This window comes from Xanthomonas nasturtii, assembly GCF_023337365.3.
Taxonomy (GTDB): domain Bacteria; phylum Pseudomonadota; class Gammaproteobacteria; order Xanthomonadales; family Xanthomonadaceae; genus Xanthomonas; species Xanthomonas nasturtii.
Window position 1 is genome coordinate 2160747 of sequence record NZ_CP142084.2, and the last position, 24486, is coordinate 2185232.

Here is a 24486-nt window from a genome sequence, read left to right on the forward strand (position 1 = left end):
CGGCACCACCGCGCGATGACCACCGCCACGCTGCTGCTGCCGGAAAAACGCCGTCTGCCCGGAACCCTGGGCGACACGGCGGTGGCGCGTGCGCTCGCACGCGCCGACCAGCACCCCGCCGAGGCGGGCGAAGTGGCGCAATTGCAGCGCCATTTCAGCCTGACGCCGACGCACTGGCCGGTGGCCGCGTTGACCCGGCAGCTGGATGCCGGCGATGCCGCTGGCGCGACCTGGGTGCGTGCCGACCCGGCCTATGTGGTGCCGGACATGCAGGGCGCGCGGCTGATGGGCTACGGCGAGGCGCTTGGCCCCACCGCCGAGGATCTGGCGGTACTGCTGCCGATCCTCAAGCCGATGTTCGGCGATGCAGGATTCCTGCTGGATGCGCCCACGCCAGCGCGCTGGTATCTGCGTTTGTCGCCGGATGCGAAGTTGCCGGATTTCGCACCGCCGGATGTCGCCATTGGCGACGATCTGTTCGAGCATTTGCCGGCCGGCGACAGTGGCCGCCGCTGGCGTGCCTTGCTGACCGAAGCGCAGGTGCTGCTGCATCAACATCCCTGGAACGAAGGCCGCGTGGCCAGCGGTAAACCGGCGATCAATTCGGTGTGGTTCTGGGGTGGCGGCGTGTTGCCGCATGCGGTGACATCGCCGCATCGCCAGGTGCGCAGCCGCGAATCGCTGCTGCGTGCGCTGGCGCTGGCGGCAGGTGCCGATGCGCAGGGCGAACAGCGCGTGGATGCGCTGGTGGACCTGCGCCATCTGCGTTCGTTGCAGCAGTTCAGCGACGACGCGGTGGCGCCGTTGCTGGCGGCAATGGCGCGCGGCGAGCTGGATCGGCTGGTGCTGGATTTCCAGGACGGCGACAGCGTGTCGCTCACGCATGCGCAACGCTGGCGTTTCTGGCGCAAGCCACGGGTACAGCTGGCGCAATGAGTTCGCCTCCGCGGATCGTCCGGCGCCCTTCCGGGCAGGCCGGCAGTTGGCCCGATACCATGTTGCCGCTGCTGCGCCGGATCTATGCCGCGCGCGGGGTCACCGATGCGCAAGGCGCGCAACCGCGCCTGGGCCAGTTGTTGTCACCGGAACTGCTGCACAACAGCGGTGTGGCCGCCGAGCTACTGGCCGATGCGATCGCCCAGCAACGGCGCATCCTGGTGGTGGGCGATTTCGACTGCGATGGCGCCACCGCCTGCGCGGTGGGTGTGCGCGGCTTGCGCATGCTCGGCGCGCTGGATGTGCACCACGCCGTGCCCAATCGCATGGTGCATGGCTATGGCCTGTCGCCCGCATTGGTCGACGAACTGGCGGCGTTGCAGCCGGATGTGCTGGTCACCGTCGATCACGGCATCGCCTGCCATGCCGGTGTGGCCGCAGCCAAGGCGCGTGGCTGGACCGTGCTGGTCACCGACCACCACCTGCCGGGCGAGGTGCTGCCGCCGGCCGATGCGATCGTCGACCCGAATCTGGCCCAGGACACGTTCCCCAGCAAGACGCTGGCCGGGGTTGGCGTGATCTTCTACGTGTTGCTGGCGTTGCGTGGCGTGTTGCGCGCACGCGGCGCCTTTGCCGAGCGCGCCGAGCCGGATCTGTCGGTGTTGCTGGATCTGGTTGCGGTCGGCACCGTCGCCGATCTGGTGCCGCTGGATACCAACAACCGTGCGCTGGTGTCGGCCGGCTTGCGCCGCCTGCGTGAGGGCAAGGGCTGTATCGGCTTGCGCGCCCTGATCGATGCCAGCGGCCGCGATGTGGCGCGGCTGAGCGCCAGCGATATCGGGTTTGCGCTCGGGCCACGTCTCAATGCGGCCGGTCGGCTCGAGGACATGGCACTGGGCATCGAGTTGTTGCTCAGCGAAGACTGGAGCCAGGCGCGCGAGATTGCCGGCACGCTGGAAGAGATCAATGCCGAGCGCCGCGCGGTGCAGCAGTTGATGACCGACGATGCCGAGCAAGCCGTCACCAAGGTGGTGCTGGATGCCGATGGCGCCTTGCCGATGGCTGCCTGCCTGTTCGATGCCGAATGGCACCCGGGCGTGATCGGTCTGGTCGCCTCCAAACTCAAGGACCGCCTGCACCGTCCGGTGATCGCGCTGGCGCCCGCGGAGCCGGGTAGCACCCTGTTGCGCGGCTCGGCGCGCTCGATTCCTGGCCTGCATATCCGCGATGTGCTGGCGGCGGTGGACGCACGCCATCCCGGGCTGATCCAGAAGTTCGGTGGGCATGCGATGGCCGCCGGCTTGAGCATCGATCACGCGGCGTTGGCCACGTTCGAGCAGGCCTTCCAGGCGCAGGTGACGGCGATGGTGGACGCCTCGCTGCTGCATGCCGAATTGCACAGCGACGGCGAACTGGCCGCGCACGAACTCGATCACGTGCATGCTGAAGCACTGCGCGTGGCCGGGCCGTGGGGGCAGGGGTTTCCCGAGCCGCTGTTCGATGGTCAGTTCGAAGTGTTGCAATACCGCGTGCTCAAGGAGCGCCATCTCAAGCTGACCTTGCGCTGCGCAGGGCGCGCCGAGCCGCTCAATGCCATCCACTTCAACGGCTGGCACGGCAGCGAGCCCGGGCGGATGGTGCGGTTGGCCTATCGCCTGGTCGCCGACGACTATCGCGGCGGCACGGCGGTGCAGCTGATCGTCGAGCATTGCGAGCCGGCGATGGATGCGGCCTGAGTTGAACGTGCGGCGACCGGCTTGCCGGCGCTGATCCGTTCCGTTGGTGCAAATGGCTGCGGGCGCACAGTGGTGCCCGCAGTTGTCCAGTAATCGCTCTGTTACTTCTTGACTGCCGTCACCAGCGTGGGTAGCTGCCAGGCACCGCCGGCGGCGATCTCGCGGCACAGGCCGGAATTGGACTTGGCGGTCTGCACGAAGCGCTGTCCTGTCCAGCTCCAGCTGGCATCAACCGAGCAATCTCCCAGGCCACGTCCCTTCTGCGACGAGCGGATGGTCGACCCGCTCAACTCGGTGCCCTCCATGGTCACCAGCACAGGTGCGAAGGGCGCGCGCGCGTTGACTACCCAATACCCCATGCCGAGGTTGTAGGCGCCCAGCGTGCAGGCGGCCGAGACCAGCAGCTTGTCGTTGCTGAGGCGCGTGATGTTCAGCGGCTCCTGCGCACCGCCTTGCTCCAGCGCCTGGCACTGCTCATTGGCGGGAAGAGCGGTTTTCAGCGCGGCATACAGCGCCGGCAGACGCGCCAGCTTGGCATCGCCGGGCTGCGCGGCAGCGAGCTTAGCCACCTGTACCTGTGGAGCCGCAAGCGCCGGCAAGACGGCCGATTCATTGCCATTGCCTTTGCGGATCAGAGCGCCGCGGGTGCCCAGGCGACCCTGAAACTCATCCATCTTGAGCAGCACGGCGCTGGCGCCCTGATCGGAGAGCTGCCAACGGCGACCGTCGTTACCGACCGCCGCGATCGCCACGCTCTTACCGGTCAGTGCAGCCAGCAGTGCGCTGGTCTGGGCAGCGCTCAGCGTGGCGCTGCCTGTCGTGCCTTGCAGATTCAGGCGGCCGAGATCGCGCGTGCCGATGGACAATGTCAGGGTGGAGGGAGCAGCAGCCTGTTTGAGCTGACCGAGTTTGAGTTGCGCCGTCACCGGTTGCGCTGCTCCTGCCTTGCGGGTCAGCAGCACCGAAACTGCCGGTTCGGTTTCCTCCGGCTGGTAGCCGGCGGCACGGCAGGTACGGGTGTTGTCGCAGGCGATCGTCCAGTCCTTGTGACTGAACTCGACACCGCCTGCGGAGGCTGCGGCAAGCGCCGCGCCAGGCGAGAGTATCAGTGCGGCGGCGATAAGTTTGATGCGCATTTTTGATCTTCCAGGGGGTATCGAGACGCTATCTTGAGCGTTCGTTTCCAACTCCGTCTACCTGGTTTCGCACTGCTTTCCAGCAGACGTCTGGAGCCGTTCAGTTCGATGCACGGGGCATTTATCGTCGCCGTCCTTGCCTTGCGAAATCATGTCCGTCCAGGCGATCCCGCCGCTGGTGATTCAGGCTGGAGCGGGCTTTACTAAATGACAACAGTGAGCAGAAATGCTGTTGCACCTGATGCTTGCGGTGCGCGGTTGGAAGCATCGGGCTCTGCCCGCGGCCGGGTCTTGGTACAGGGCTTTTCGGAGCCCTGGCTGGATACCGGCCGGTTCCACCGGCAGCGCTGTCGCAGCGCTGGTCATTGCCAGTCCCGGGTCTTCCCCGCGCGCGTTCCGCGCATGCGGCCCGCTTGCTAAACTAGCCAGCTTGTTTGCCGGAAGTCCGTCATGATCGAAACAAATCCGATCCGCCAGCGCATCACCGATCTCAGCGATCGCGTGCTCTCGCTCAGGGGGTATCTTTGACTACGACGTCAAGAGAGAGCGCCTAGAAGAAGTCACCCGGGAGCTTGAAAATCCCGATGTGTGGAACGACGCCGAGCGCGCGCAGGCCCTGGGCCGCGAGCGTTCGATGCTGGAAAAGACCGTCATCGGCATCGCCGATGTGCTGGCCGGCCTGGCCGATGCCGGCGATCTGCTGGAGCTGGCCGAGAGCGAACAGGACGAAGACACCGCGGTGGCGGTGATCGCCGATCTGGACAAGTACCAGGCCCATGTCGAAAAGCTGGAATTCCAGCGCATGTTCTCCGGCCAGATGGACGGCGCCAACGCGTTCGTGGACATCCAGGCAGGCGCCGGCGGCACCGAGGCGCAGGACTGGGCCGAAATCCTGCTGCGCATGTATCTGCGCTGGGCCGAATCGCGCGGCTGGAAAACCGAGTTGATGGAAGTGTCCGGCGGCGAAGTCGCGGGGATCAAGTCGGCCACCATCCGTATCGAAGGCGAGTACGCCTACGGCTGGTTGAAGACCGAGATCGGCGTGCACCGGCTGGTGCGCAAGTCGCCGTTCGACTCGGACAACCGCCGGCATACCAGCTTCACCTCGGTGTTCGTGTCGCCGGAAGTGGACGACAACATCGAGATCGACATCAACCCGGCCGATCTGCGCACCGACGTGTATCGCTCCTCGGGTGCCGGTGGTCAGCACGTCAACAAGACCGAATCGGCGGTGCGTATCACCCACATCCCGACCAACACCGTGGTCGCCTGCCAGACCGGCCGCAGCCAGCACCAGAACCGCGACAACGCGATGAAGATGCTGGCCGCCAAGTTGTACGAGCTGGAAGTGCAGAAGCGCAATGTCGAGCGCGACGCACTGGAAGCCACCAAGTCCGACATCGGCTGGGGCAGCCAGATCCGCAATTACGTGCTCGATCAGAGCCGCATCAAGGATCTGCGCACCGGCATCGAACGCAGCGACACGCAAAAAGTGCTGGATGGCGATCTGGACGAATTCGTCCAGGCCAGCCTGAAGGCGGGTCTGGCGGCAGGCTCCAAACGCCTGGATGCTTGACCGCAGGGCGAGGTCGCAGCGGATGCGACGGCCTCGCACCACGCTAGCCACGCACCGAAGCGCCGGCTCGCGTTGTGGCAGCAGGACGAGCTCGGGCGGCTTACGCGCGACACCGTCAATGTAAGAGAGTCCGGCGCTGCCGGTCTCTCACTCCCTACCGGGCACGCGCCCGACCTATCGCAGACCGATTCCCGCCATGACCGAACAGACCCCCGCGCCGCAGATCCCCGCCGACGAGAACAGCCTCATCGCCGAGCGTCGCGCGAAACTGGGCGCGTTGCGCGGCCAGGGCATCGCCTACCCGAACGACTTCGTACGCGAGCACTTCGCCGGCGATCTGCAGGCCGAATTCGCCGATGCGCAGACCTGGAGCTCCGAAGCGCTGGAGGCCAGCGGGCGCACGGTCAAAATGGCAGGCCGCCTGATGGCCAAGCGGGTGATGGGCAAGGCCAGCTTTGCGCAGATCCAGGACGAATCCGGGCGCGTGCAGCTGTTCCTGCAGGGCAATGTGCTCGGCGATGCCTACACCGCGTTCAAGGGCTGGGATGTCGGCGACATCGTGGCGGTGGAGGGCGGGCTCACCCGCACCAAGACCGGCGAGCTGTCGGTCAAGGCCACCGCGTTGCGCCTGCTGACCAAGTCGCTGCGCCCGCTGCCGGACAAGTGGCACGGCCTGTCGGACGTGGAGCAGCGCTACCGCCAGCGTTACGTCGACCTGATCGTCACCCCGGAAGCGCGCGAGGTCTTCATCAAGCGCTCCAAGATCATCCGCGCCATGCGCGCCTGGCTGGACGCGCGCCGTTTCCTGGAAGTGGAAACGCCGATGATGCATTACATCCCCGGCGGTGCCACCGCCAAGCCGTTTACCACCCACCACAACGCGCTGGATCTGGATCTGTACCTGCGCGTGGCCCCGGAGCTGTATCTCAAGCGCCTGGTGGTCGGTGGCCTGGAGCGCGTCTACGAGATCAACCGCAATTTCCGCAACGAAGGCGTGTCGACCCGGCACAACCCCGAGTTCACCATGCTCGAGCTCTACGAGGCCTATGCCACGTACCACGAGATCATGGACCTGACCGAGCAGGTCATCCGCGACACCGCGCAGACCGTGTTGGGCACCACCCAGGTCAGCTTGGACGGGGCCGACATCGATTTGGCGCCGGCTTTCCGGCGCTGGCGCATGGATGAGGCCGTTCGTCACCACAATCCGGAAATCAGCGCGGCCGATTGCACCGACCGCGCTGCGCTGCTGCGGCACTGCGAGCGCTTGAAGATCCGCGTCAAGCCGTCTTACGGCTGGGGCAAGCTGCTGCTGGAAATTTTCGAAGCCACGGTGGAACACACCCTGGTGCAGCCGACCTTCATTACCGACCATCCGGTCGAGGTGTCGCCGCTAGCGCGTGCCAGCGACACCGACCCGGGTTACACCGATCGCTTCGAGCTTTTCATCAATGGCAAGGAGCTGGCCAACGGCTTCTCCGAGCTCAATGACCCCGAAGACCAGGCCGCACGCTTCCAGGCGCAGGTGCAGGCCAAGGACGGCGGCGACGACGAAGCCATGCATTTCGACGCCGACTACATCCGTGCGTTGGAGTACGGGATGGCGCCGACCGGCGGCCTGGGCATCGGGATCGATCGTCTGGTGATGCTGCTGACCGGCAGCACCTCGATCCGCGACGTCCTGCTGTTCCCGTATATGCGTCCGGAAGCCTGATTTTTTGTGCCGTCGGTGCGCCGACGGCACAGATACTGCATATGCTAGGGCGGAGCCTCGAACAGCGTATCGTTCGGGGGAGTCGGCCAGCGGCCGGCGTCATCGCTTTTCCGTTCTCGAGATAGAGGAGCAACGGCTATGCAGGATGTTTTAGGGAGTCCGGGCGGCATGGTGTCGACGGATACATGGGGTAGCTGGGCGGAAAAGGCGGATCTGGGATTGAACATCGTCATTGTCGATGACCAGATGTCCGCGCGGACGATGCTGCGCCATGTCATCGAAGACATCGCGCCGGAACTGAAGGTCTACGATTTCGGCGATCCGCTCGACGCCCTGGCCTGGTGCGAAGCCGGGCGCGTGGATCTGTTGCTGCTCGATTACCGCATGCCCGGCATGGACGGTCTGGAATTCGCGCGTCGGCTACGCCGGCTGCCCAGTCACCGCGATATTCCGATCATCCTGATCACCATCGTCGGCGACGAACCGATTCGTCAGGCAGCACTGGAAGCCGGGGTGATCGATTTCCTGGTCAAGCCGATCCGCCCGCGCGAATTGCGCGCGCGCTGCTCCAATTTGCTGCAGCTGCGTCAGCAGAGCGAAAGCGTCAAGCAACGCGCGTTGTCGCTGGAACAACGCCTGCTGGCCAGCATGAACGAGGTCGAAGAGCGCGAACGCGAAACCTTGTCGCGGCTGGCGCGCGCCATCGAGTATCGCGATTCGGGCACCAGCGCATTCCTGGAGCGCATGTCGCACGTGGCCGGGCTGATTGCCGAGCAACTGGGCCTCTCGGAAGAAGAGGTGCGCATCATCGAGATGGCCGCACCGCTGCACGACATGGGCAAGATCGCCATTCCCGATGCGGTGCTGCTCAAGCCGGGCAAGCTCACCGACGACGAGATGAGCATCATGAAGCGCCATCCGCGCATCGGCTACGAGCTGCTCAGCGGCAGCCAGAACCGCTTCATCCAGGTCGGCGCGCTGATCGCGCTGCGTCACCACGAACGCTACGACGGCACCGGCTACCCGGACGGACTGGTGGGAGAGGCGATTCCGCTGGAAGCGCGCATCGTGGCGGTGGCCGACGTCTTCGACGCGCTGCTGTCGCAGCGCCCGTACAAGGAAGCCTGGACCATGGACGCTGCGCTGGCCTATCTGTACGCCCAACGTGGCCGCCTGTTCGACCCGCGCTGCGTGGATGCGTTGCTGCGTGGTCGCGCGCAGCTGGATCAGATCTGCGGCGAGTTCTCGACCGCATCGGCACGACCCGGGGTGTGAGGTGAGGTCGTCGCTTGGCCAGCTGCGTGACCGACTCGCTCGGCGTCCCGACAGCGAGCATGGCCAGGCGCTGGTGCGCATCGTGTTGATTCTGCTGATTCTGGTCTATGCGCTGACTTTCGCTCAGCAGTGGCAGGTCTCCAGGTACCAGCTGCAGCAGCTGTTCTGCCTGATCGCAATCGGTCAGGGGATCGCGCTGGTGCTCTTTGGCTGGATTGTTGCAGACCCACGGCGCTCGCATCTGCGTCGCACGCTAGGGATGCTGTCCGATTACGGCTTGATCGGGTTGGCGATGACCTGGATGGGGGCGCCGATGGCATTCTTGTATGTCGTGTTGCTTTGGTTAACGATCGGCAATGGGCTGCGGTTCGGGAGCGAGGCTCTGCACAACGCAGTGGCCATGGCCATGACCACGCTCAGCTTCGGCACAACGCTGGCCAACAGTAGCTATTGGCAGGGTCGGCTTGGCCTGGCGATCGCGCTGCTGGGTGCGTTGATCGTCATTCCTATGTCATTGTTGCGTACGCTGCGCGAGCACGACCAGGCGATCATTGAGACGCCGCCCGCTGCAGGTATCGACGCTGCGACGCAGTACGGAAGGATCCCAACCCCATCGACGCCAACGCGCGTCTGAGGCGTCTATGAAGTTTCCATTGCCATGGTTGAAGCAACGTCTGTCAGGACGGGCGGACACGGAGCACGCGCAAAATCTGGTCCGTATCATCATCACCACCCTGTTCATTTCTTACCTGGGCTGGCGCTACCAACATACGCATGGCGACACGCTGGTGGCCACTTGGTTGATCCTGGTGGGCGAGCTGGTGGTGTCGCTTGGCCTGATGGTGGCGATCCTGCTGCGACCGCAGGTGTCCCACACGCGGCGCCTGATCGGCATGCTGCTGGATTACACCTGCACCGGTGCCATCATGGCGATCCAGGGCGAGCCTGCCTCACCGTTGTATGCAGTGTGCATGTGGGTGACCATCGGCAACGGTCTGCGCTATGGCAGCAACTATCTGCGCGCCGCTACGGCAATGGGTAGCCTGTGTTTCCTCAGCGCCATCCTGATTTCACCCTATTGGAAAGCCAATCCATACCTGAGCTGGGGCTTGTTGCTGGGCCTGATCGCCGTGCCGCTGTACTTCGATTCGCTGCTGCGTGCGATGACACGGGCGGTGCGCGAGGCGCGGCATGCCAATCAGGCCAAGAGCCGTTTCCTGGCCAATATGAGCCACGAGTTCCGCACACCCCTCAACGGGTTGTCGGGCATGACTGAAGTGCTGGCGACCACGCGTCTGGACGCCGAGCAGAAGGAATGCCTCAACACCATCCAGGCGTCGGCGCGCAGCCTGTTGTCGCTGGTGGAAGAGGTGCTGGACATCTCCGCGATCGAGGCCGGCAAGATCCGCATCGATCGCCGCGATTTTTCGCTGCGTGATCTGATCGGCTCGGTCAACATGATCCTGCAGCCGCAGGCGCGGGGCCGCGGACTGGATTACGGCACCGAAGTGGCTACCAATGTGCCGGACCTGCTCAAGGGCGACACCGGTCACTTGCGCCAGGTACTGCTCAACCTGCTCGGCAACGCGGTCAAATTCACCGAGCACGGACATGTGTTGCTGCGGGTGACGCGCATTTCCGGCGCCGGCGAAGATGCGGTGCGGCTGCGCTTCGATGTCGAAGACAGCGGCATTGGCGTGCCGTTGGACATGCGCCCACGCCTGTTCGAAGCCTTCGAACAAGCCGACGTCGGCCTGTCGCGTCGCTACGAGGGCACCGGCCTGGGCACCACGATTGCCAAGGGCCTGGTCGAGGCGATGGGCGGGGCGATTGGCTTCAAGCCGAACCCGTCCGGCGGCAGCGTGTTCTGGTTCGAATTGCCGATGACCATTGGCGAGGTCGTGCAGACTGCGCCGGCCCGGGTGCAGGCCGGTGCGCTGGCGGACACGCCCGACGCGCTGGAAGCCTCCAACGTCATTGCATTCTCCAACCCGTTCCTGCGCCATCGCGCACGCGTGCGCAGCATGCGCATGTTGGTGGCCGACGACCATGAAGCCAATCGCATGGTGTTGCAGCGCCTGTTGGAAAAGGCCGGCCACCGCGCGCTGTGCGTCAACGGCGCCGAGCAGGTGCTGGATGCGATGGCCGAAGAGGATTTCGATGCGGTGATCGTGGATCTGCACATGCCTGGCATGAATGGCCTAGACATGCTCAAGCAGCTGCGCGTGATGCAAGCCAGCGGCACGCGTTACACCCCGGTGGTGGTGCTCAGCGCCGACGTCACGCCCGAGGCCATCCGCAGTTGCGAGCAGGCCGGCGCGCGTGCATTCCTGGCCAAGCCGGTGGTTGCCGCCAAGCTGCTGGACACGCTCGCCGATCTGGCGGTCAGCACACGCCCGCTGGCAATCCCGGCAACCAGCGTGCAGATTCCGGCAAACTTCGAAGGCGTGCTCGATTCCAGCGTGCTCGACGAGCTGGCCGCGCTGGGCATGGGCGAGGAATTCGAGCGTCAGTTCGTGCGCCAGTGTCTGGAAGATGCGCAGAACTGCGTGGGCGCGATCGAACGCGATGGCACGCGTTCGGATTGGGAGCAGCTACGCGAAAGCGCGCATGCGTTACGTGGTGTGGCCAGTAACCTGGGTCTGGCGCAGGTGGCCACCAACGGCGGTGAACTGATGCGCATGGCCGACTGGCAGTTGCAGGCAGAGTGGCGCAAGCGGCTGTCTGCGCTGCACGCACAATTGGCCGCCGGAAAGGATGCACTCGACGCACGCCTGCAAGGCGTCAAGGACGACGAGTGCTCCCCCCGTAGTAGCGAATAGACCACCGGCGCATCAGCCGGCGTCGAGCCCTGAGCGACGCGACTGCGCGCGCACCAGACGGTCCATGGTGCGCAGCGATTTTTCACCCAGCTGCATGGCCGTATCCACCCAGATCTCGGTGATGCGCATCATTTCCTCCAACGGCACGGCGGTGGTCATTTCGCGGACCTGCTGCATGGCCGCCCACGCATGCGGGGTGCGCTTGCTTTCGCGGATTACCTGTTCCACTGCCGCCACGCCCTGACCGCGCGGCACTACGCGATCGATCAGCCCCATGCCGAGCAGTTGTTCGGCCGAATACAGATTGCCTTCGAGCATGATCTTCTGCGCGAGCTGTGCGCTGACACGCTGGCACATGAAAGAGTAGGCGCCCATGCCCGGGAACAGGTCGAACAGCACTTCGGGCAGCCCCATCATCACGCCTTCCTCGGCAATGATGGTGTGGCAGCTCAGTGCTGCTTCGAAGCCGCCGCCGAGCGCGTTGCCCTGCACCAGCGCAATGCTGTGCGCACGCGCGCCCAGGCCGACGTGGAATGCATGCACGCCACGCACGCAGCGCTGCGCGTAATCCAGCAGGCGGGCGCGGTCGCCCTCGCGGATCAGCTGGCAGAACAGCGCCAGGTCGCCGCCGAGATTGAACACGTCGCTGTCCGAGGCCAGTACCACGTGCGGTGCCAGTACCCCGGCGGTGTTCAAGCGTTGCCCCAGGTTGGTCTGGTAGCCGGTGATGTCGTCGACCAGGCGCGTGGAGAAGCACGCACGCCCCGGATTGATGGCCAGGTCGGCATGCATATGGATCCAGTACACGTCACGCTGCGGTTCTTCGATGATGCGGAGGGTCGAGCCGATGTTGGTGCAAATGAAAGGTTGAACTGCAGACATGGTGGTTCTCCGTGAAGACCGTCCGGCCGGCCGCCTTGCGGACGGAGAAAGGGGTGAACGCCTAAGCATGCGCCGACACCGGATTCTATGCGTGCAAAAGCGAACGCCCGCAAGGCCTTGCGGCATTGCGGGCGTCGAGTGACGGCCGGATGGCCGTCGATCTGCGCTGGCGAGGTGGATTACTGCTTGGGCGCATCCCGCAATTCGCGACGCAGGATCTTGCCGACGTTGGTCTTGGGCAGTTCCTTGCGGAATTCGATCACGCGCGGCTGCTTGTAGCCGGTGAGGTTGGCGCGGCAATGCGCCTTCACATCGTCGGCGGTCAGGGCGGGGTCCTTCTTCACGATGACGGCCTTGACGATCTCGCCGGACTTCTCGTCCGGCACGCCCACTGCGGCCACTTCCAGCACGCCGGGCATTTCGGCGATCACGTCCTCGATCTCGTTCGGGTAGACGTTGAAGCCGGAGACCAGAATCATGTCCTTCTTGCGATCCACGATGTAGACGAAGCCGTGTTCGTCCATGCGGGCGATGTCGCCGGTATGTAGCCAGCCCTCGGCGTCCATGACCTTGGCGGTTTCTTCGGGTTTCTTCCAATAGCCCTTCATCACCTGCGGGCCCTGGATGCACAGCTCGCCGATCTCGCCCTGCGGCAGCACGGCGCCGGCGTCGTCCTTGATGCAGGCATCGGTGGACGGAATCGGCAGGCCGATCGAGCCGTTGTAGTCCTTCAGATCCATCGGGTTGATACAGGCAGCCGGCGAGGTCTCGGTCAGGCCGTAGGCCTCGACCAGGGTCAGGCCGGTGACTTTCTTCCAGCGTTCGGCGACCGAGCGTTGCACGGCCATGCCGCCGCCCAGGGTCATCTTGAGCGAGGAAAAATCGATCTGGTCGAAACCGGGCGTGTTGAGCAGGCCATTGAACAGTGTGTTGACGCCGGTAAATGCGGTAAAACGGGTCTTCTTCAACTCCTTGACGAAACCGGGCATGTCGCGCGGATTGCTGATGAGGTGATTGCAGCCGCCGATCTTCATGAAGACCAGCCCGTTGGCCGTCAGTGCGAAGATGTGATACAGCGGCAACGCGGTGATCACCACCTCGTTGCCTTCTTCCAGCTTGCCGGTGCCGGTGAGCCACTGGTGTGCCTGCTGCATGTTGGCGACCAGATTGCGGTGGGTCAGCATCGCGCCCTTGGCCACGCCGGTGGTGCCGCCGGTGTATTGCAGGAACGCGATGTCGTCCGGTTCGATCTGCAGGGTGGGCAGGGTGTGCTTACGGCCCAGCGCCAGCGCCTCGCGGAACCTGATCGCACCATTGATGCGGTATTCCGGCACCAGCTTCTTGACGTATTTGACGACGAAGTTGACCAGCGTCGCTTTCGGGAAGCCGAGCATGTCGCCCAGACCGGTGGTGATCACCTGCTTGACCGGCGTGTCGGCGATGACCTGCTGCACGGTGGTGCCGAAGTTGTCGATGACCACCAGCACGCTGGCGCCGGAGTCGATCAGCTGATGCTTCAACTCGCGCGGGGTGTAGAGCGGATTGACGTTCACCACGGTCAGGCCGGCACGCAGGATGCCGAAGGTGGCGATCGGGTACTGCAGGCAGTTGGGCATCATCAGGGCGACGCGGTCGCCTTTCTTCAACTGCAGCTCGCCCAGCAGGTAGGCGGCGAACTGGTCGACCAGTTCATCGGCTTGCCGGTAGGTGATGGTCTTGCCGAAGCTGTGATACGCAGGACGATCGGCAAAGCGCGCGACGGAGGTGGCGAATACCTCGGCCACCGTGCGGAACTGCTCCAGATCGATCTCGGCAGCTACGCCGGCCGGATAACTTTGCAACCAAGGACGTGCCTGATTCATCTGCCCCCCTCCAGGGTGTTCTTGACGCGCCGCAGTGTGTTCCACGGCGTTACAACAGCTGGCAGCATACCGTCATGACTGGAAAAGGCGAAGCGTGATGCAGAGCAGCATTCAAGTGCGCTGGCGTGAGTGGGGGATGGGGTTTTGCGTGCTGGCCTTGCTTGGGTGTACGCGTGCCGCGCCGGAACAGCGGCTACGCGCAACGCTGGAGCAGATGCACCAGGCGATCGAAGCACGCGAGATCGGCGACGCAATGGCGCCGGTGGCCGACGATTTCGTCGGCGAAAACGGGCTCGACGCGGCCGGCTTGCGGCGCCTGATGCAGCTGCAGATGCTGGGCAACCAACAGATCGGCGTGACCATGGGGCCGGTCGAAGTGGAACTGCGCGGCGAGACCGCCACGCTGCGTTTTACTGCGTTATTGACCGGCGGCAGCGGTCGCTGGGTACCCGATCAGGCGCAAACCTACCAGGTCACCACCGGTTGGCGATTGCGCGACGGCGACTGGCAGCTGTATCACGCGCAGTGGGCGCCGACAGGGGGCTGAACGCGTCTATCGGGAGCGCTGTGCGCATGCAGGGGTTGGCGCTGCCGGTAGCCGCGCCAACGCATGCTTGGCCCAGTCGCGCGTCCGGACGACATCACTCCGCGCCTGCGGCAACGCCGACGCGGTGGGCCTTGCGCGCAAGGAATGCGCATGCAGTGCGGCTCACCGCACGCTGTGCGCGATCGCCCGACGGCTGCCCAACATGTCGGGTCCGCCGCGATGCGCAATGGCCTGAAACGCCACTCCCGCCAAGCGGCGGGAGTGGCGTTGCATCGTGAGAGCGCACTGTGCGCTACGGTCAGGCGGCCTTGCGTGCGGCCAGCTGGCGCAACACGTATTGCAGCAGCCCGCCGTGCTTGAAGTACTCCACTTCCTTGGGCGTCAGCAGCAGCACCTTGACCTGGAACTGCTTGACGCTGCCGTCGGACTTTTTCGCATCCACGGTGGCACGGCGGCTGGCGCCGTCCTGCAGGCCGGTGATGTCGAGCACTTCCGAACCATCCAGGCCAAGCGTCTGGGCGTTCTCGTTTTCCAGGAACTGCAATGGCAGCACGCCCATGCCGACCAGGTTGGAGCGGTGGATGCGCTCGAAGCTCTCGGCGATCACTGCCTTGACCCCGAGCAGGTTGGTGCCCTTGGCCGCCCAGTCGCGCGAGGAGCCGGTGCCGTATTCCTTGCCGGCCAGCACCACCAGCGGCACGCCGTCGGCCTTGTACTTCACTGCCGCATCGTAGATCGCCAGCTTTTCCGGCTGGCCACCATCGGTGGGGTAGTACAGCGTGTTGCCGCCTTCTTCGCCGCCGAACATCAGGTTCTTGATGCGGATATTGGCGAAGGTGCCGCGCACCATCACATCGTCGTTGCCGCGGCGGCTGCCGTAGCTATTGAAGTCGGCCGGCTGCACGCCACGTTCCTGCAGGAAGCGACCCGCCGGCGAATCCTTCTTGATGTTGCCGGCCGGGGAGATGTGGTCGGTGGTGATCGAGTCGCCGAACAGACCCATGATGCGCGCGCCATGCACATCGTCGACGTGGCCCACCTGCATGGTCATGCCGTCGAAGTAGGGCGGGTTCTTGATGTAGGTCGAGGCTTCGTCCCACTCGTACAGTGCGCCGTCGGGTGAAGCGATGGTGTTCCAGCGCGTGTCGCCCTTGAACACGTCGGCGTAGTTCTGCTTGAACATCTCCGGGCCGACGGTGGCAGCGATGGTGTCGCCGATTTCCTTGTTGCTCGGCCAGATGTCGCGCAGATACACCGGCTGCCCGTCCCTGCCGGTGCCCAGCGGCTCGGTGGTGAGATTGATATCGGTGGTGCCGGCGATCGCGTAGGCCACCACCAGCGGCGGCGAGGCCAGGTAATTCATTTTGACTTCGGGATGCACGCGGCCTTCGAAGTTGCGGTTGCCCGACAACACCGAAGCCACCACCAGATCGTCCTTGGCGATCGCGGCTGACACATCTTCCGGCAGCGGGCCGGAGTTGCCGATGCAGGTGGTGCAGCCATAGCCGACCACGTAGAAGCCGAGTGTTTCCAGATCGGCGAGCACGCCGGCCTTGCTCAGATAATCGGTGACCACGCGCGAGCCAGGCCCAAGCGAAGTCTTCACCCACGGCTGTGCCTTCAAGCCCTTGGCTGCTGCGTTACGTGCCAGCAGGCCGGCACCCAGCATCACTGCCGGGTTGGAAGTGTTGGTGCAGGAGGTAATCGCGGCGATGACCACCGAGCCGTCGCGCAGTTGCCAACCGGCGCCGCTGTCGTTGGACGCTTCGGCGTGCGAGGCCTTGGCGCCGACAGCGGTGCCGCCACCGCCTTCGTTCTTCAGGCGGTCTTCCTGCTTGAGATCGGTCAGCTTCTTGCTGCGCGCCTCGGCGAACGGCTTGAGGCTTTCGCGGTAGTTGGCCTGCATGTCTTGCAGCAGCACGCGGTCCTGCGGGCGCTTGGGGCCAGCCAGCGACGGCTTGACCTCGCCCATGTCCAGTTCCAGCGTGGCGCTGTACTGGGCGGGCGGGGTGTTGGCGTCGTGCCACAAGCCTTGCGCCTTGGCATAGGCTTCCACCAGCGCAATCTGCTCCTCGCTGCGGCCGGACAGGCGTAGATAGGTCAGCGATTCATCGTCGACCGGGAAGATGCCGCAGGTGGCGCCGTATTCCGGTGCCATATTGCCGATGGTGGCGCGGTCGGCCAGCGGCAGGTGCTGCAGGCCTTCGCCGTAGAACTCGACAAATTTGCCCACCACCCCGGCCTTGCGCAGCATCTGGGTGACGGTGAGCACCAGGTCGGTGGCGGTGGCGCCTTCGGGCAGCTTGCCGCTGAGCTTGAAGCCAACCACTTGCGGAATCAGCATCGACGACGGCTGGCCCAGCATTGCGGCCTCGGCCTCGATGCCGCCCACGCCCCAGCCCAGCACGCCGATGCCATTGATCATGGTGGTGTGGCTGTCGGTGCCGAACACGGTGTCGGGATAGGCGATCCGGGTGCCGTCCTTGTCCGCGCTCATCACCACACGCGCGAGATTTTCCAGATTGACCTGATGGACGATGCCGGTATTGGGCGGCACCACCTTGAAGTTTTCGAAGGCTTTCTGGCCCCAGCGCAGGAAGCCATAGCGTTCCTGGTTGCGCTGGAATTCGATCTTGCCGTTGAGGTCGAGCGCGTCGGGCTTGCCGAACACGTCCACCTGCACGGAGTGGTCGATGACCAGTTCGGAGGGAATCTGCGGGTTGATCTGGTCGGCGTTGCCGCCCAGCTTGACCACCGCGTCGCGCATTGCGGCCAGGTCGACCACGCAGGGCACGCCGGTGAAGTCCTGCAGCACCACGCGCGCGGGCATGAAGGCGATTTCGATATCGGGTTCCGCCTTGGGGTCCCACTTGGCGACGGCTTCGATATGGTCCTTGCCGACGGTGACACCGCCGTCCTCGTGCCGGAGCAGGTTCTCCAGCAGGATCTTCATCGAATAGGGCAGATGGCCGATATCGAAGCGCTCGCCCAGCTTCGGCAGGCTGTAGTACTCGTAGCGCTTGCCGTGGACCTCAAGCGAGGTGCGGGTGGAAAAGGAATCGCTCATGCATCACTCCTATGGCTGCAGGCTGTAGGTCTGTCTGGAACAGTGTGACCAATTCAGTGTGTACGTTCGGTTGCAGGACAGGGTATGTGGCCTTGAGTACGACAAGTCAAGTATGTAAAATTGGCGCATACTTTCTGCCGGGGTCACCTCCATGGAAGCCACAGTTGCCGAACGCGGACAGATCACGCTGCCCAAGGCCGTGCGCGATGCCCTGGGCCTGACCAAGGGCACCACACTCAAGATCGAGCTCGACGGCGGGCGCATCATCCTGCGCAAGGACGTCAGCGAGGCGCTGCGCAAGGTGCGCGGCAAGTTCAAGCTGGTCGACGGGCTGACCAGCACCGACGAGGCGATGCGCGCCATCCGCGGCCGCGCCCCCGGGGATCCGTTCGACCCATGATCGCCCTGGATTCATCGGTGCTGCTGGACATCCTGGTCGGCGATGCGGTCTACGGCGAAGTGTCGGAGATCTGCATCGGCGATGCGCTGGCGCGCGACGAGGTGGTGGTCTGCGATGCGGTGGTGGCCGAGGTGCTGGCCATGCTCGATACCCAGGTCGACCTGATGGAAACCCTGGCCTCGATCGGGGTGCGTTACGAAGCCACCCAGGAAGCGGCGGCGGTGCGCGCCGGCCACATGAACAAGCGGTTTCGCGCGCGCGGCGGCAAACGCGAGCGGGTGGTGGCGGATTTTTTGATCGGCGCCCACGCGATGCTCCAGTGCGACGGCTTGATTACCCGCGACGAGGGGTTTTTCCGCGATTACTTCAAGGGTTTGAAGATCACCGTGCCCAAACCTGTTGCCTGATCCACGTCTTCTGATTCACGTCTGACGTTTTTACACATTCACTGCTGTCCTTTTGGAGAACTCGCATGTTGGAAGCCTACCGCCACCACGTTGCAGAGCGCGCCGCGCTCGGTATCCCGCCGCTGCCGCTGACCGCGCAGCAGACCGCCGAAGTCATCGAGCTGTTGAAGGCACCGCCGGCGGGCGAAGATGAGTTCCTGGTCGAACTGCTCAGCCAGCGCGTGCCGGCCGGCGTCGACGACGCCGCCAAGGTCAAGGCCTCGTACCTGGCCGCGGTTGCCTTCGGCACCGAAAAAACTGCGCTGATCAGCCCCACGCGCGCCACCGAGCTGCTCGGCACCATGCTGGGCGGCTACAACATCCAGCCGTTGATCGACCTGCTGGACAACGCCGAGCTGGGCGCCACTGCCGCCGAAGCGCTCAAGCACACCTTGCTGGTGTTCGACGCCTTCCACGACGTGCAGGAAAAGGCCGAAGCCGGCAACGCGCACGCCAAGGCCGTGCTGCAAAGCTGGGCCGATGCCGAGTGGTTCACCAGCAAGCCGGAAGTGCCGCAGAGCATGACCGTCACCGTGTTCAAGGTGCCGGGCGAGACCAACACCGACGACCTGTCGCCGGCGCCGGATGCGACCACCCGCCCGGACATCCCGCTGCACGCGCTCGCCATGCTGAAGAATGCGCGCGAAGGCGCGGCGTTCGTGCCAGAAGAAGACGGCAAGCGCGGCCCGATCCAGGCCATTGCCGACCTCAAGGACAAGGGGCACCTGGTGGCCTATGTGGGGGACGTGGTCGGTACCGGTTCTTCGCGCAAGTCGGCGACCAACTCGGTGCTGTGGTGGACCGGCGAGGACATTCCGTTCATTCCGAACAAGCGCTTCGGCGGCGTGTGCCTGGGTAGCAAGATCGCCCCGATCTTCTACAACACCATGGAAGACGCCGGCGCATTGCCGATCGAGCTGGACGTGTCGCAGATGGAGCACGGCGATGTGGTCGAGCTGCGTCCGTATGACGGCAAGGCATTGAAGAACGGCCAGGTGATTGCCGAGTTCGCGATGAAGTCGGACGTGCTGTTCGACGAAGTACGCGCCGGTGGCCGCATTCCGCTGATCGTGGGCCGTGGCCTCACCGCCAAGGCGCGCGAATTCCTGGGCCTGCCGGCGTCGGACCTGTTCCGTCTGCCGATGGACCCGCCGGACACCGGCAAGGGCTTCTCGCTGGCGCAGAAGATGGTCGGCCGCGCCTGTGGCCTGCCGGAAGGCCAGGGCATGCGCCCGGGCACCTATTGCGAACCGAAGATGACCTCGGTGGGCTCGCAGGACACCACCGGCCCGATGACCCGCGACGAGCTGAAGGACCTGGCCTGCCTGGGCTTCTCGGCCGACCTGGTGATGCAGTCGTTCTGCCACACCGCCGCCTACCCGAAGCCGGTGGACGTCAAGACCCACCACACGCTGCCGGAATTCATCTCCACCCGCGGCGGCGTGTCGCTGCGTCCGGGCGACGGCGTGATCCACAGCTGGCTCAACCGCATGCTGCTGCCTGACACCGTCGGCACCGGCGGCGATTCGCATACCCGTTTCCCGATCGGTATTTCGTTCCCGGCCGGCTCCGGCCTGGTGGCGTTTGCCGCCGCCACCGGGGTGATGCCGCTGGACATGCCCGAGAGCGTGCTGGTGCGCTTCAAGGGTGAGATGCAGCCGGGCGTGACCCTGCGCGACCTGGTCAACGCCATCCCGCTGTACGCGATCAAGGACGGTCTGCTGACCGTGGCCAAGCAGGGCAAGAAGAACATCTTCTCCGGCCGCATCCTGGAAATCGAAGGCTTGCCGAACCTGAAGGTGGAGCAGGCATTCGAACTGTCCGATGCCTCGGCCGAGCGTTCGGCGGCCGGTTGCACCGTGCACCTGGACAAGGCGCCGATCATCGAATACCTAACCAGCAACATCACCCTGCTGCGCTGGATGATTGCCGAAGGCTATGCCGATGCGCGCACCCTGGGCCGCCGCATTAAGAAGATGGAAGAGTGGCTGGCCGACCCGCAGCTGCTGCAGCCCGACGCCGATGCCGAATACGCCGCAGTCATCGAGATCGACCTGGCCGATATCCATGAGCCGATCGTGGCGTGCCCGAACGACCCGGACGACGTCAAGACGCTGTCCGAAGTGGCCGGGGCCAAGATCGACGAAGTGTTCATCGGTTCGTGCATGACCAACATCGGTCACTTCCGTGCCGCCGCCAAGTTGCTGGAAGGCAAGCGCGATATCCCGACCCGGTTGTGGGTGGCACCGCCCACCAAGATGGACGCCTCCGAGCTCACCAAGGAAGGCCATTACGGCACCTTCGGCGCGGCCGGCGCACGCATGGAAATGCCCGGCTGCTCGCTGTGCATGGGCAACCAGGCGCAGGCTCGCGAGGGCGCCACGGTGTTCTCCACCTCCACGCGTAACTTCCCCAACCGTCTGGGCCGCAACACCAATGTGTACCTGGGGTCGGCGGAACTGGCGGCGATCTGCTCGCGTCTGGGTCGCATCCCGACCAAGGAGGAGTACATGGCCGATGTGGGCGTGATCAAGACCAGTGGCGACCAGATCTACCGCTACATGAACTTCGATCAGATCCAGGAATATCAGGACGTGGCGGATACCGTCGCGGCCTGATTCCAGTCGCTGGTTTGTGTTGTCCCGAACTGCCCGGCACTGCCGGGCAGTTCGCTTTTCGGGAGATGGCTTCGTATTGCCGTCCCGATCCCAGGGGTTAAAGCAACTATCAGCTGACTGAGTTGCGGCATTGCAACAAAAATCCGAGGCGCGCAGGTCTAGAGTTTCACCGATCCACCACTCCACGTTTAATGCCCATGCCCACTTGCACGATCTCTGGTCAAACGCTGCACTACACACAACACGGCCAAGGTTTTCCCGTCTTGCTTGGCCACAGTTATCTCTGGGACGCTGCGATGTGGGAGCCGCAGATCCAGGCCTTGTCGCAACAGTACCGGGTCATCGTTCCCGAACTCTGGGGGCATGGGCAATCGGGCGCGTTGCCGGCAGGCACGCAGTCGCTGGGCGATCTCGCCGAGCAGATGCTGACGCTGCTGGATGGGTTGGAATTGCCGCAATGCGCAGTGGTCGGCCTGTCGGTGGGTGGCATGTGGGGTGCGGAGCTTGCAATGCGTGCGCCGGAGCGCGTGCGTAGCCTGGTATTGATGGACACGTTTCTGGGTGCCGAACCGCAGGTCACCCGCGCGCGGTACTTCGGGTTGCTCGATGCGATCGATGCGGCAGGGCAGGTGACCCCGGCGTTGGTCGAGGCGATCGTGCCGATCTTTTTCCGTTCCGGTATCGATCTGCATTCGGCGTTGCCGGCAGCGTTCGCGCAGCGTCTGGCGGCGATGTCGGCCGAGCAGCTGCGTGCGTCGATCGTGCCGCTGGGCCGTTTGATCTTCGGGCGCGACGATCGGCTAGAAAACTTGGCTGCGCTCAATCCTGCAAACACGTTTTTGCTCGGCGGCGAATACGACATTCCGCGTCCGCCGGAAGAGTTGTGGATGATGGCCAAGGTGATCGGCTGCGACTACGAACTGGTGCCCGACGCCGGGCATATCGCATCGCTGGAGAATCCGGCGTTCGTCAATGCGCAATTGCTGGGGTGGTTGAAGCGGACGGTGCAGTGATTGAGGGGACGTTGCGGTGATGCTTGAATAATTGACGGTCGCGCGGCTCTTCCTTCTCCCATTGGGAGAAGGTGGCGCGAAGCGCCGGATGAGGGTACGGGTGACTCCAGTACCACCAGCCGCCCGGGCGGCAATCCGCTAAGGCTGCGCGCCCAACCAGGCTTCCAGTGCTGCAGCCGGCAGTGGGCGAGAGAACAGATAGCCCTGCAGCACTTCGCACCCCAGGTCGGCGAGAAACAACCGCTGCGCTTCGTTTTCCACGCCTTCGGCGACCACGTGCTTGCGTAGGTGCTCGCCGATGCGCAGCACCGAGGTGGTGAGCGCGCGCGCGTCTTCGCTGTGTTCGATGTCGCGCACGAAGCTCATGTCCAGTTTGAGTTCGTCGATCGGCAGGCGATGCAGATGGCTCAGGCTGGAATAGCCGGTGCCGAAATCGTCCAGCGACAGCGAAATACCGGCTTCGCGAATGGCGTGCAGGTTTTCGAGCACGCCCGCTTGCCCGGAGAGCATCACGCTCTCGGTCAGTTCCAGGGTCAGGTCGGAGGGTTGCACACCGGTGTCGGCAATCAGTCGCAGCAGGTCGGGCAGCATGCGCGGGCTTTCGAAGCCGCTGGCCGACAGATTCACCGAGACGCGCGCCACCGGTACGCCGCGCTGGCGCCAGTCGGCGATCTGCCGGCAGGCACTGCGCAATACCCAGTCGTTGATCTGCGGCATCATGCCTTGCTCTTCGGCCACAGGCAGAAACCGCGCCGGCGACACCGCGCCGAGTTGCGGGTGATTCCAGCGCAGCAGCGCTTCCACGCCATACAGCGCGTGCGGTGCGGCGCTATGCATCTGCGGTTGATAATGCAGTTGCAACTGATCGCGGCCGATGGCCTGACGCAGCTCCGCTTCCAGCGCAACGCGCTCCTGCGCCATGCGATTCATGTCGGAGCTGAAAAAGCGGAAACGCCCGCCGCCTTCCTGCTTGGCGCGGTTCATTGCCAGATCGGCGTGGCGCAACAGGATGTTGATCTCGCGGCCGTCCTCGGGAAACATCGCCACGCCGATGCTGGCCGACGGATGCACGGTCATGTGGCCGACCGGCAGCGGGCCGGCGATGCTGACCAGCAGACGCTCGGCCGCGGCGCTGGCCTGCTCTGCGCTGCATTGCGGCAGCGCGAGTGCAAATTCGTCGCCGGCCAGGCGCGCCAGCATCGCAGTGGCGGTGAGCTGGTCGTTGATGCGCAATGCGATGTCGCGCAACAGGCCATCGCCTGCAGCGTGACCCTGGCTATCGTTGATGAGCTTGAAGCGGTCGATGTTGATGAACATCAACGCGGCCGGTTCGCCGGCGTATTCGGCCTGCGTCAGTGCTTGCTCGGCACGCGCGCTGAACATGATGCGATTCGGCAGACCGGTGAGCGTGTCGTAGAAGGCCAGTTGATGCACGCGTTGGCGGATCTGTTCGCGTTCCAGCGCCAGCGTGCACAACTGTTGGCACAGATCGGTGAGCCGCACATGCCAGGCATCGGCACGTTGCGGCTTGCGGTAATACAGCGCGAAGGTGCCGAGCACGCGCGAGCTATTGGAGCGGATCGGCGTGCTCCAGCAGGCGTGCAAGCCCATGGGCAGCAGCAGGTCGCGATACGCTGCGAACAGCGGGTCGGTGGTGATGTCTTCCACCATCACCGCGCGACCGCGCCATGCAGCGGTGCCGCAGGCGCCGGCGCCCGGGCCGATCTTCAAGCCGTTGACCGCATCGGCATAGTCGGGCGGCAGGCTGGGCGCTGCCAGCGAGTGCAGGCAGCCTTGATTGTCCGCGCTCATCACCGTGGCCAGCACGTCCGGTGCGATGCGTTCGACCTCGGTGCAGATCAGCGTCATCACTTCGATCAGCGGGCGCTCCTGCACCAGCGCTTCCAGCACGCGATGCTGCAGTACCTCGTGCATCTTGGTGTCGGTGATGTCGGTCAGCACCGCCACGTAATGCGAGGGATTGTGCCTGGCGTCGTAGATCGGATTGAAGTTGAGCGAAATCCAGAGCGGCGTGCCGTCCTTGCGATAGACCAGTAGGTCGGCCCGGGTCTGCTGCAACGCATCGGCGCGGTCGCGGATGCGCGCAACTTCGCTCTGGTCGCTTTGTGCGCGGGTCAGCACGTCGGAGGGACGCTGACCGACCAGCTCGGCTTCGGTGTAGCCGAACATGCGCTGGAAGCCGTCGTTGGCATACAACAGGCGCGATTGCAGATCGCAGATGAGGATGGCGCTGCTGCTGCCATCCAGCGCTTCGGCAAGCAGGCGCGAACGGCGCTGCTCGGGCTGCTCGCCGGCCTTGGCCATGCCGGCGGTGATCGGGCCGTGCCTGATCGCAGCGGTGCCGATGGCGTCGGTGTGTGGCGGCTGTGGGGTCGCCAGCGCGCGGTCTGCCGCCGCATCCAGGGCAACGCCGACTGAGCTACCCGGGGTGCCGG

At 64.7% G+C, this 24486-nt stretch carries 17 protein-coding genes; 12 read left to right on the top strand and 5 right to left on the bottom strand.

Annotated features, from left to right (window positions below):
- Nucleotides 1-15 precede the first annotated feature (15 nt).
- Both M3O59_RS09475 and recJ read left to right on the top strand, forming a co-directional pair.
- Entirely contained in the window at nt 16-936 is a 921-nt protein-coding gene (locus tag M3O59_RS09475) for a phosphoglycerate mutase (RefSeq protein ID WP_116905496.1), read from the top strand.
- Nucleotides 933-2672, top strand: coding sequence for a single-stranded-DNA-specific exonuclease RecJ (recJ, locus tag M3O59_RS09480; protein WP_064634947.1), 1740 nt, complete (start codon nt 933-935; stop codon nt 2670-2672). The genes M3O59_RS09475 and recJ overlap by 4 nt, the downstream gene beginning before the upstream one ends.
- Nucleotides 2673-2773: 101 nt before the next feature.
- Here the strand turns inward: recJ and M3O59_RS09485 are convergent, their stop codons facing one another.
- Nucleotides 2774-3808 carry a DUF1176 domain-containing protein gene (locus M3O59_RS09485; protein ID WP_064634946.1) on the bottom strand — a complete coding sequence of 345 codons (1035 nt, stop codon included), beginning with the start codon at nt 3806-3808 and terminating at the stop codon, nt 2774-2776.
- 450 nt (nt 3809-4258) lie between these two features.
- Here M3O59_RS09485 and prfB point away from each other — a divergent pair.
- From prfB to M3O59_RS09510, 5 genes are all read left to right on the top strand, one after another.
- Nucleotides 4259-5384, top strand: a protein-coding gene (prfB, locus tag M3O59_RS09490; protein ID WP_116905497.1) for a peptide chain release factor 2 whose coding sequence is annotated in 2 segments (ribosomal slippage) — nt 4259-4333 and nt 4335-5384 — 1125 coding nt in all. Because the reading frame shifts where the segments join, the coding sequence is not laid out codon by codon here.
- Nucleotides 5385-5580: 196 nt separating this feature from the next.
- Nucleotides 5581-7098, top strand: coding sequence for a lysine--tRNA ligase (lysS, locus tag M3O59_RS09495; RefSeq protein WP_116905498.1), 1518 nt, complete (start codon nt 5581-5583; stop codon nt 7096-7098).
- A 138-nt stretch (nt 7099-7236) separates the two neighbouring features.
- Nucleotides 7237-8373, top strand: coding sequence for an HD-GYP domain-containing protein (locus M3O59_RS09500; RefSeq protein WP_064634944.1), 1137 nt, complete (start codon nt 7237-7239; stop codon nt 8371-8373).
- Nucleotide 8374: 1 nt separating this feature from the next.
- Nucleotides 8375-9007 carry a hypothetical protein gene (locus M3O59_RS09505; RefSeq protein ID WP_064634943.1) on the top strand — a complete coding sequence of 211 codons (633 nt, stop codon included), beginning with the start codon at nt 8375-8377 and terminating at the stop codon, nt 9005-9007.
- Between the two features lie 7 nt (nt 9008-9014).
- Nucleotides 9015-11195 carry an ATP-binding protein gene (locus tag M3O59_RS09510; RefSeq protein ID WP_064634942.1) on the top strand — a complete coding sequence of 727 codons (2181 nt, stop codon included), beginning with the start codon at nt 9015-9017 and terminating at the stop codon, nt 11193-11195.
- Between the two features lie 12 nt (nt 11196-11207).
- On the opposite strand, the gene M3O59_RS09515 is transcribed toward M3O59_RS09510, so the two are convergent.
- Together M3O59_RS09515 and M3O59_RS09520 are read right to left on the bottom strand one after the other, a co-directional pair.
- A complete protein-coding gene (locus M3O59_RS09515) occupies nt 11208-12077 on the bottom strand; it encodes a crotonase/enoyl-CoA hydratase family protein (RefSeq protein ID WP_064634941.1) in 870 nt (289 codons plus the stop codon).
- Between the two features lie 179 nt (nt 12078-12256).
- Nucleotides 12257-13939 (bottom strand): long-chain fatty acid--CoA ligase, encoded by a 1683-nt coding sequence (locus tag M3O59_RS09520; RefSeq protein ID WP_064634940.1) that lies wholly within the window; start codon nt 13937-13939, stop codon nt 12257-12259.
- A 97-nt stretch (nt 13940-14036) separates the two neighbouring features.
- Here M3O59_RS09520 and M3O59_RS09525 point away from each other — a divergent pair, with 97 nt between their 5' ends.
- The gene (locus tag M3O59_RS09525) at nt 14037-14486 is read left to right on the top strand and encodes a Cif family virulence factor (protein WP_064634939.1); all 450 of its coding nucleotides are present in this window, start codon (nt 14037-14039) and stop codon (nt 14484-14486) included.
- Nucleotides 14487-14784: 298 nt separating this feature from the next.
- Here M3O59_RS09525 and acnA read toward each other — a convergent pair whose 3' ends face one another.
- The gene (gene acnA / locus M3O59_RS09530; RefSeq protein ID WP_116905499.1) at nt 14785-17553 is read right to left on the bottom strand and encodes an aconitate hydratase AcnA; all 2769 of its coding nucleotides are present in this window, start codon (nt 17551-17553) and stop codon (nt 14785-14787) included.
- Nucleotides 17554-17704: 151 nt separating this feature from the next.
- Between acnA and M3O59_RS09535 the strand changes: the two genes are divergently transcribed.
- From M3O59_RS09535 to M3O59_RS09550, 4 genes are all read left to right on the top strand, one after another.
- Complete coding sequence (locus M3O59_RS09535; RefSeq protein ID WP_016903180.1) at nt 17705-17953, top strand: AbrB/MazE/SpoVT family DNA-binding domain-containing protein; 249 nt, start codon at nt 17705-17707, stop codon at nt 17951-17953.
- Nucleotides 17950-18360 (top strand): type II toxin-antitoxin system VapC family toxin, encoded by a 411-nt coding sequence (locus M3O59_RS09540; RefSeq protein ID WP_116905500.1) that lies wholly within the window; start codon nt 17950-17952, stop codon nt 18358-18360. Before M3O59_RS09535 ends, M3O59_RS09540 begins: the two co-directional genes overlap by 4 nt.
- Nucleotides 18361-18425: 65 nt before the next feature.
- Nucleotides 18426-21017, top strand: coding sequence for a bifunctional aconitate hydratase 2/2-methylisocitrate dehydratase (gene acnB / locus M3O59_RS09545; RefSeq protein ID WP_064634937.1), 2592 nt, complete (start codon nt 18426-18428; stop codon nt 21015-21017).
- Between the two features lie 197 nt (nt 21018-21214).
- Complete coding sequence (locus tag M3O59_RS09550) at nt 21215-22030, top strand: alpha/beta fold hydrolase (protein WP_064634936.1); 816 nt, start codon at nt 21215-21217, stop codon at nt 22028-22030.
- A 138-nt stretch (nt 22031-22168) separates the two neighbouring features.
- Here the strand turns inward: M3O59_RS09550 and M3O59_RS09555 are convergent, their stop codons facing one another.
- Nucleotides 22169-24454, bottom strand: a complete 2286-nt coding sequence (locus tag M3O59_RS09555) for a sensor domain-containing protein (protein WP_372367579.1) — start codon at nt 24452-24454, stop codon at nt 22169-22171.
- Nucleotides 24455-24486 lie beyond the last annotated feature (32 nt).

Excerpts from the sequence above, each read along its gene's own strand:
- M3O59_RS09515 (WP_064634941.1), bottom strand. The coding sequence starts at position 12,077 with ATGTCTGCAGTTCAACCTTTCATTTGCACCAACATCGGCTCGACCCTC.
- M3O59_RS09535 (WP_016903180.1), top strand. The coding sequence starts at position 17,705 with ATGGAAGCCACAGTTGCCGAACGCGGACAGATCACGCTGCCCAAGGCC.
- lysS (WP_116905498.1), top strand. The coding sequence starts at position 5,581 with ATGACCGAACAGACCCCCGCGCCGCAGATCCCCGCCGACGAGAACAGC.
- acnB (WP_064634937.1), top strand. The coding sequence starts at position 18,426 with ATGTTGGAAGCCTACCGCCACCACGTTGCAGAGCGCGCCGCGCTCGGT.
- M3O59_RS09510 (WP_064634942.1), top strand. The coding sequence starts at position 9,015 with ATGAAGTTTCCATTGCCATGGTTGAAGCAACGTCTGTCAGGACGGGCG.
- recJ (WP_064634947.1), top strand. The coding sequence starts at position 933 with ATGAGTTCGCCTCCGCGGATCGTCCGGCGCCCTTCCGGGCAGGCCGGC.
- M3O59_RS09475 (WP_116905496.1), top strand. The coding sequence starts at position 16 with ATGACCACCGCCACGCTGCTGCTGCCGGAAAAACGCCGTCTGCCCGGA.
- M3O59_RS09525 (WP_064634939.1), top strand. The coding sequence starts at position 14,037 with ATGCAGAGCAGCATTCAAGTGCGCTGGCGTGAGTGGGGGATGGGGTTT.
- M3O59_RS09500 (WP_064634944.1), top strand. The coding sequence starts at position 7,237 with ATGCAGGATGTTTTAGGGAGTCCGGGCGGCATGGTGTCGACGGATACA.
- M3O59_RS09520 (WP_064634940.1), bottom strand. The coding sequence starts at position 13,939 with ATGAATCAGGCACGTCCTTGGTTGCAAAGTTATCCGGCCGGCGTAGCT.
- M3O59_RS09550 (WP_064634936.1), top strand. The coding sequence starts at position 21,215 with ATGCCCACTTGCACGATCTCTGGTCAAACGCTGCACTACACACAACAC.
- M3O59_RS09540 (WP_116905500.1), top strand. The coding sequence starts at position 17,950 with ATGATCGCCCTGGATTCATCGGTGCTGCTGGACATCCTGGTCGGCGAT.
- M3O59_RS09485 (WP_064634946.1), bottom strand. The coding sequence starts at position 3,808 with ATGCGCATCAAACTTATCGCCGCCGCACTGATACTCTCGCCTGGCGCG.
- acnA (WP_116905499.1), bottom strand. The coding sequence starts at position 17,553 with ATGAGCGATTCCTTTTCCACCCGCACCTCGCTTGAGGTCCACGGCAAG.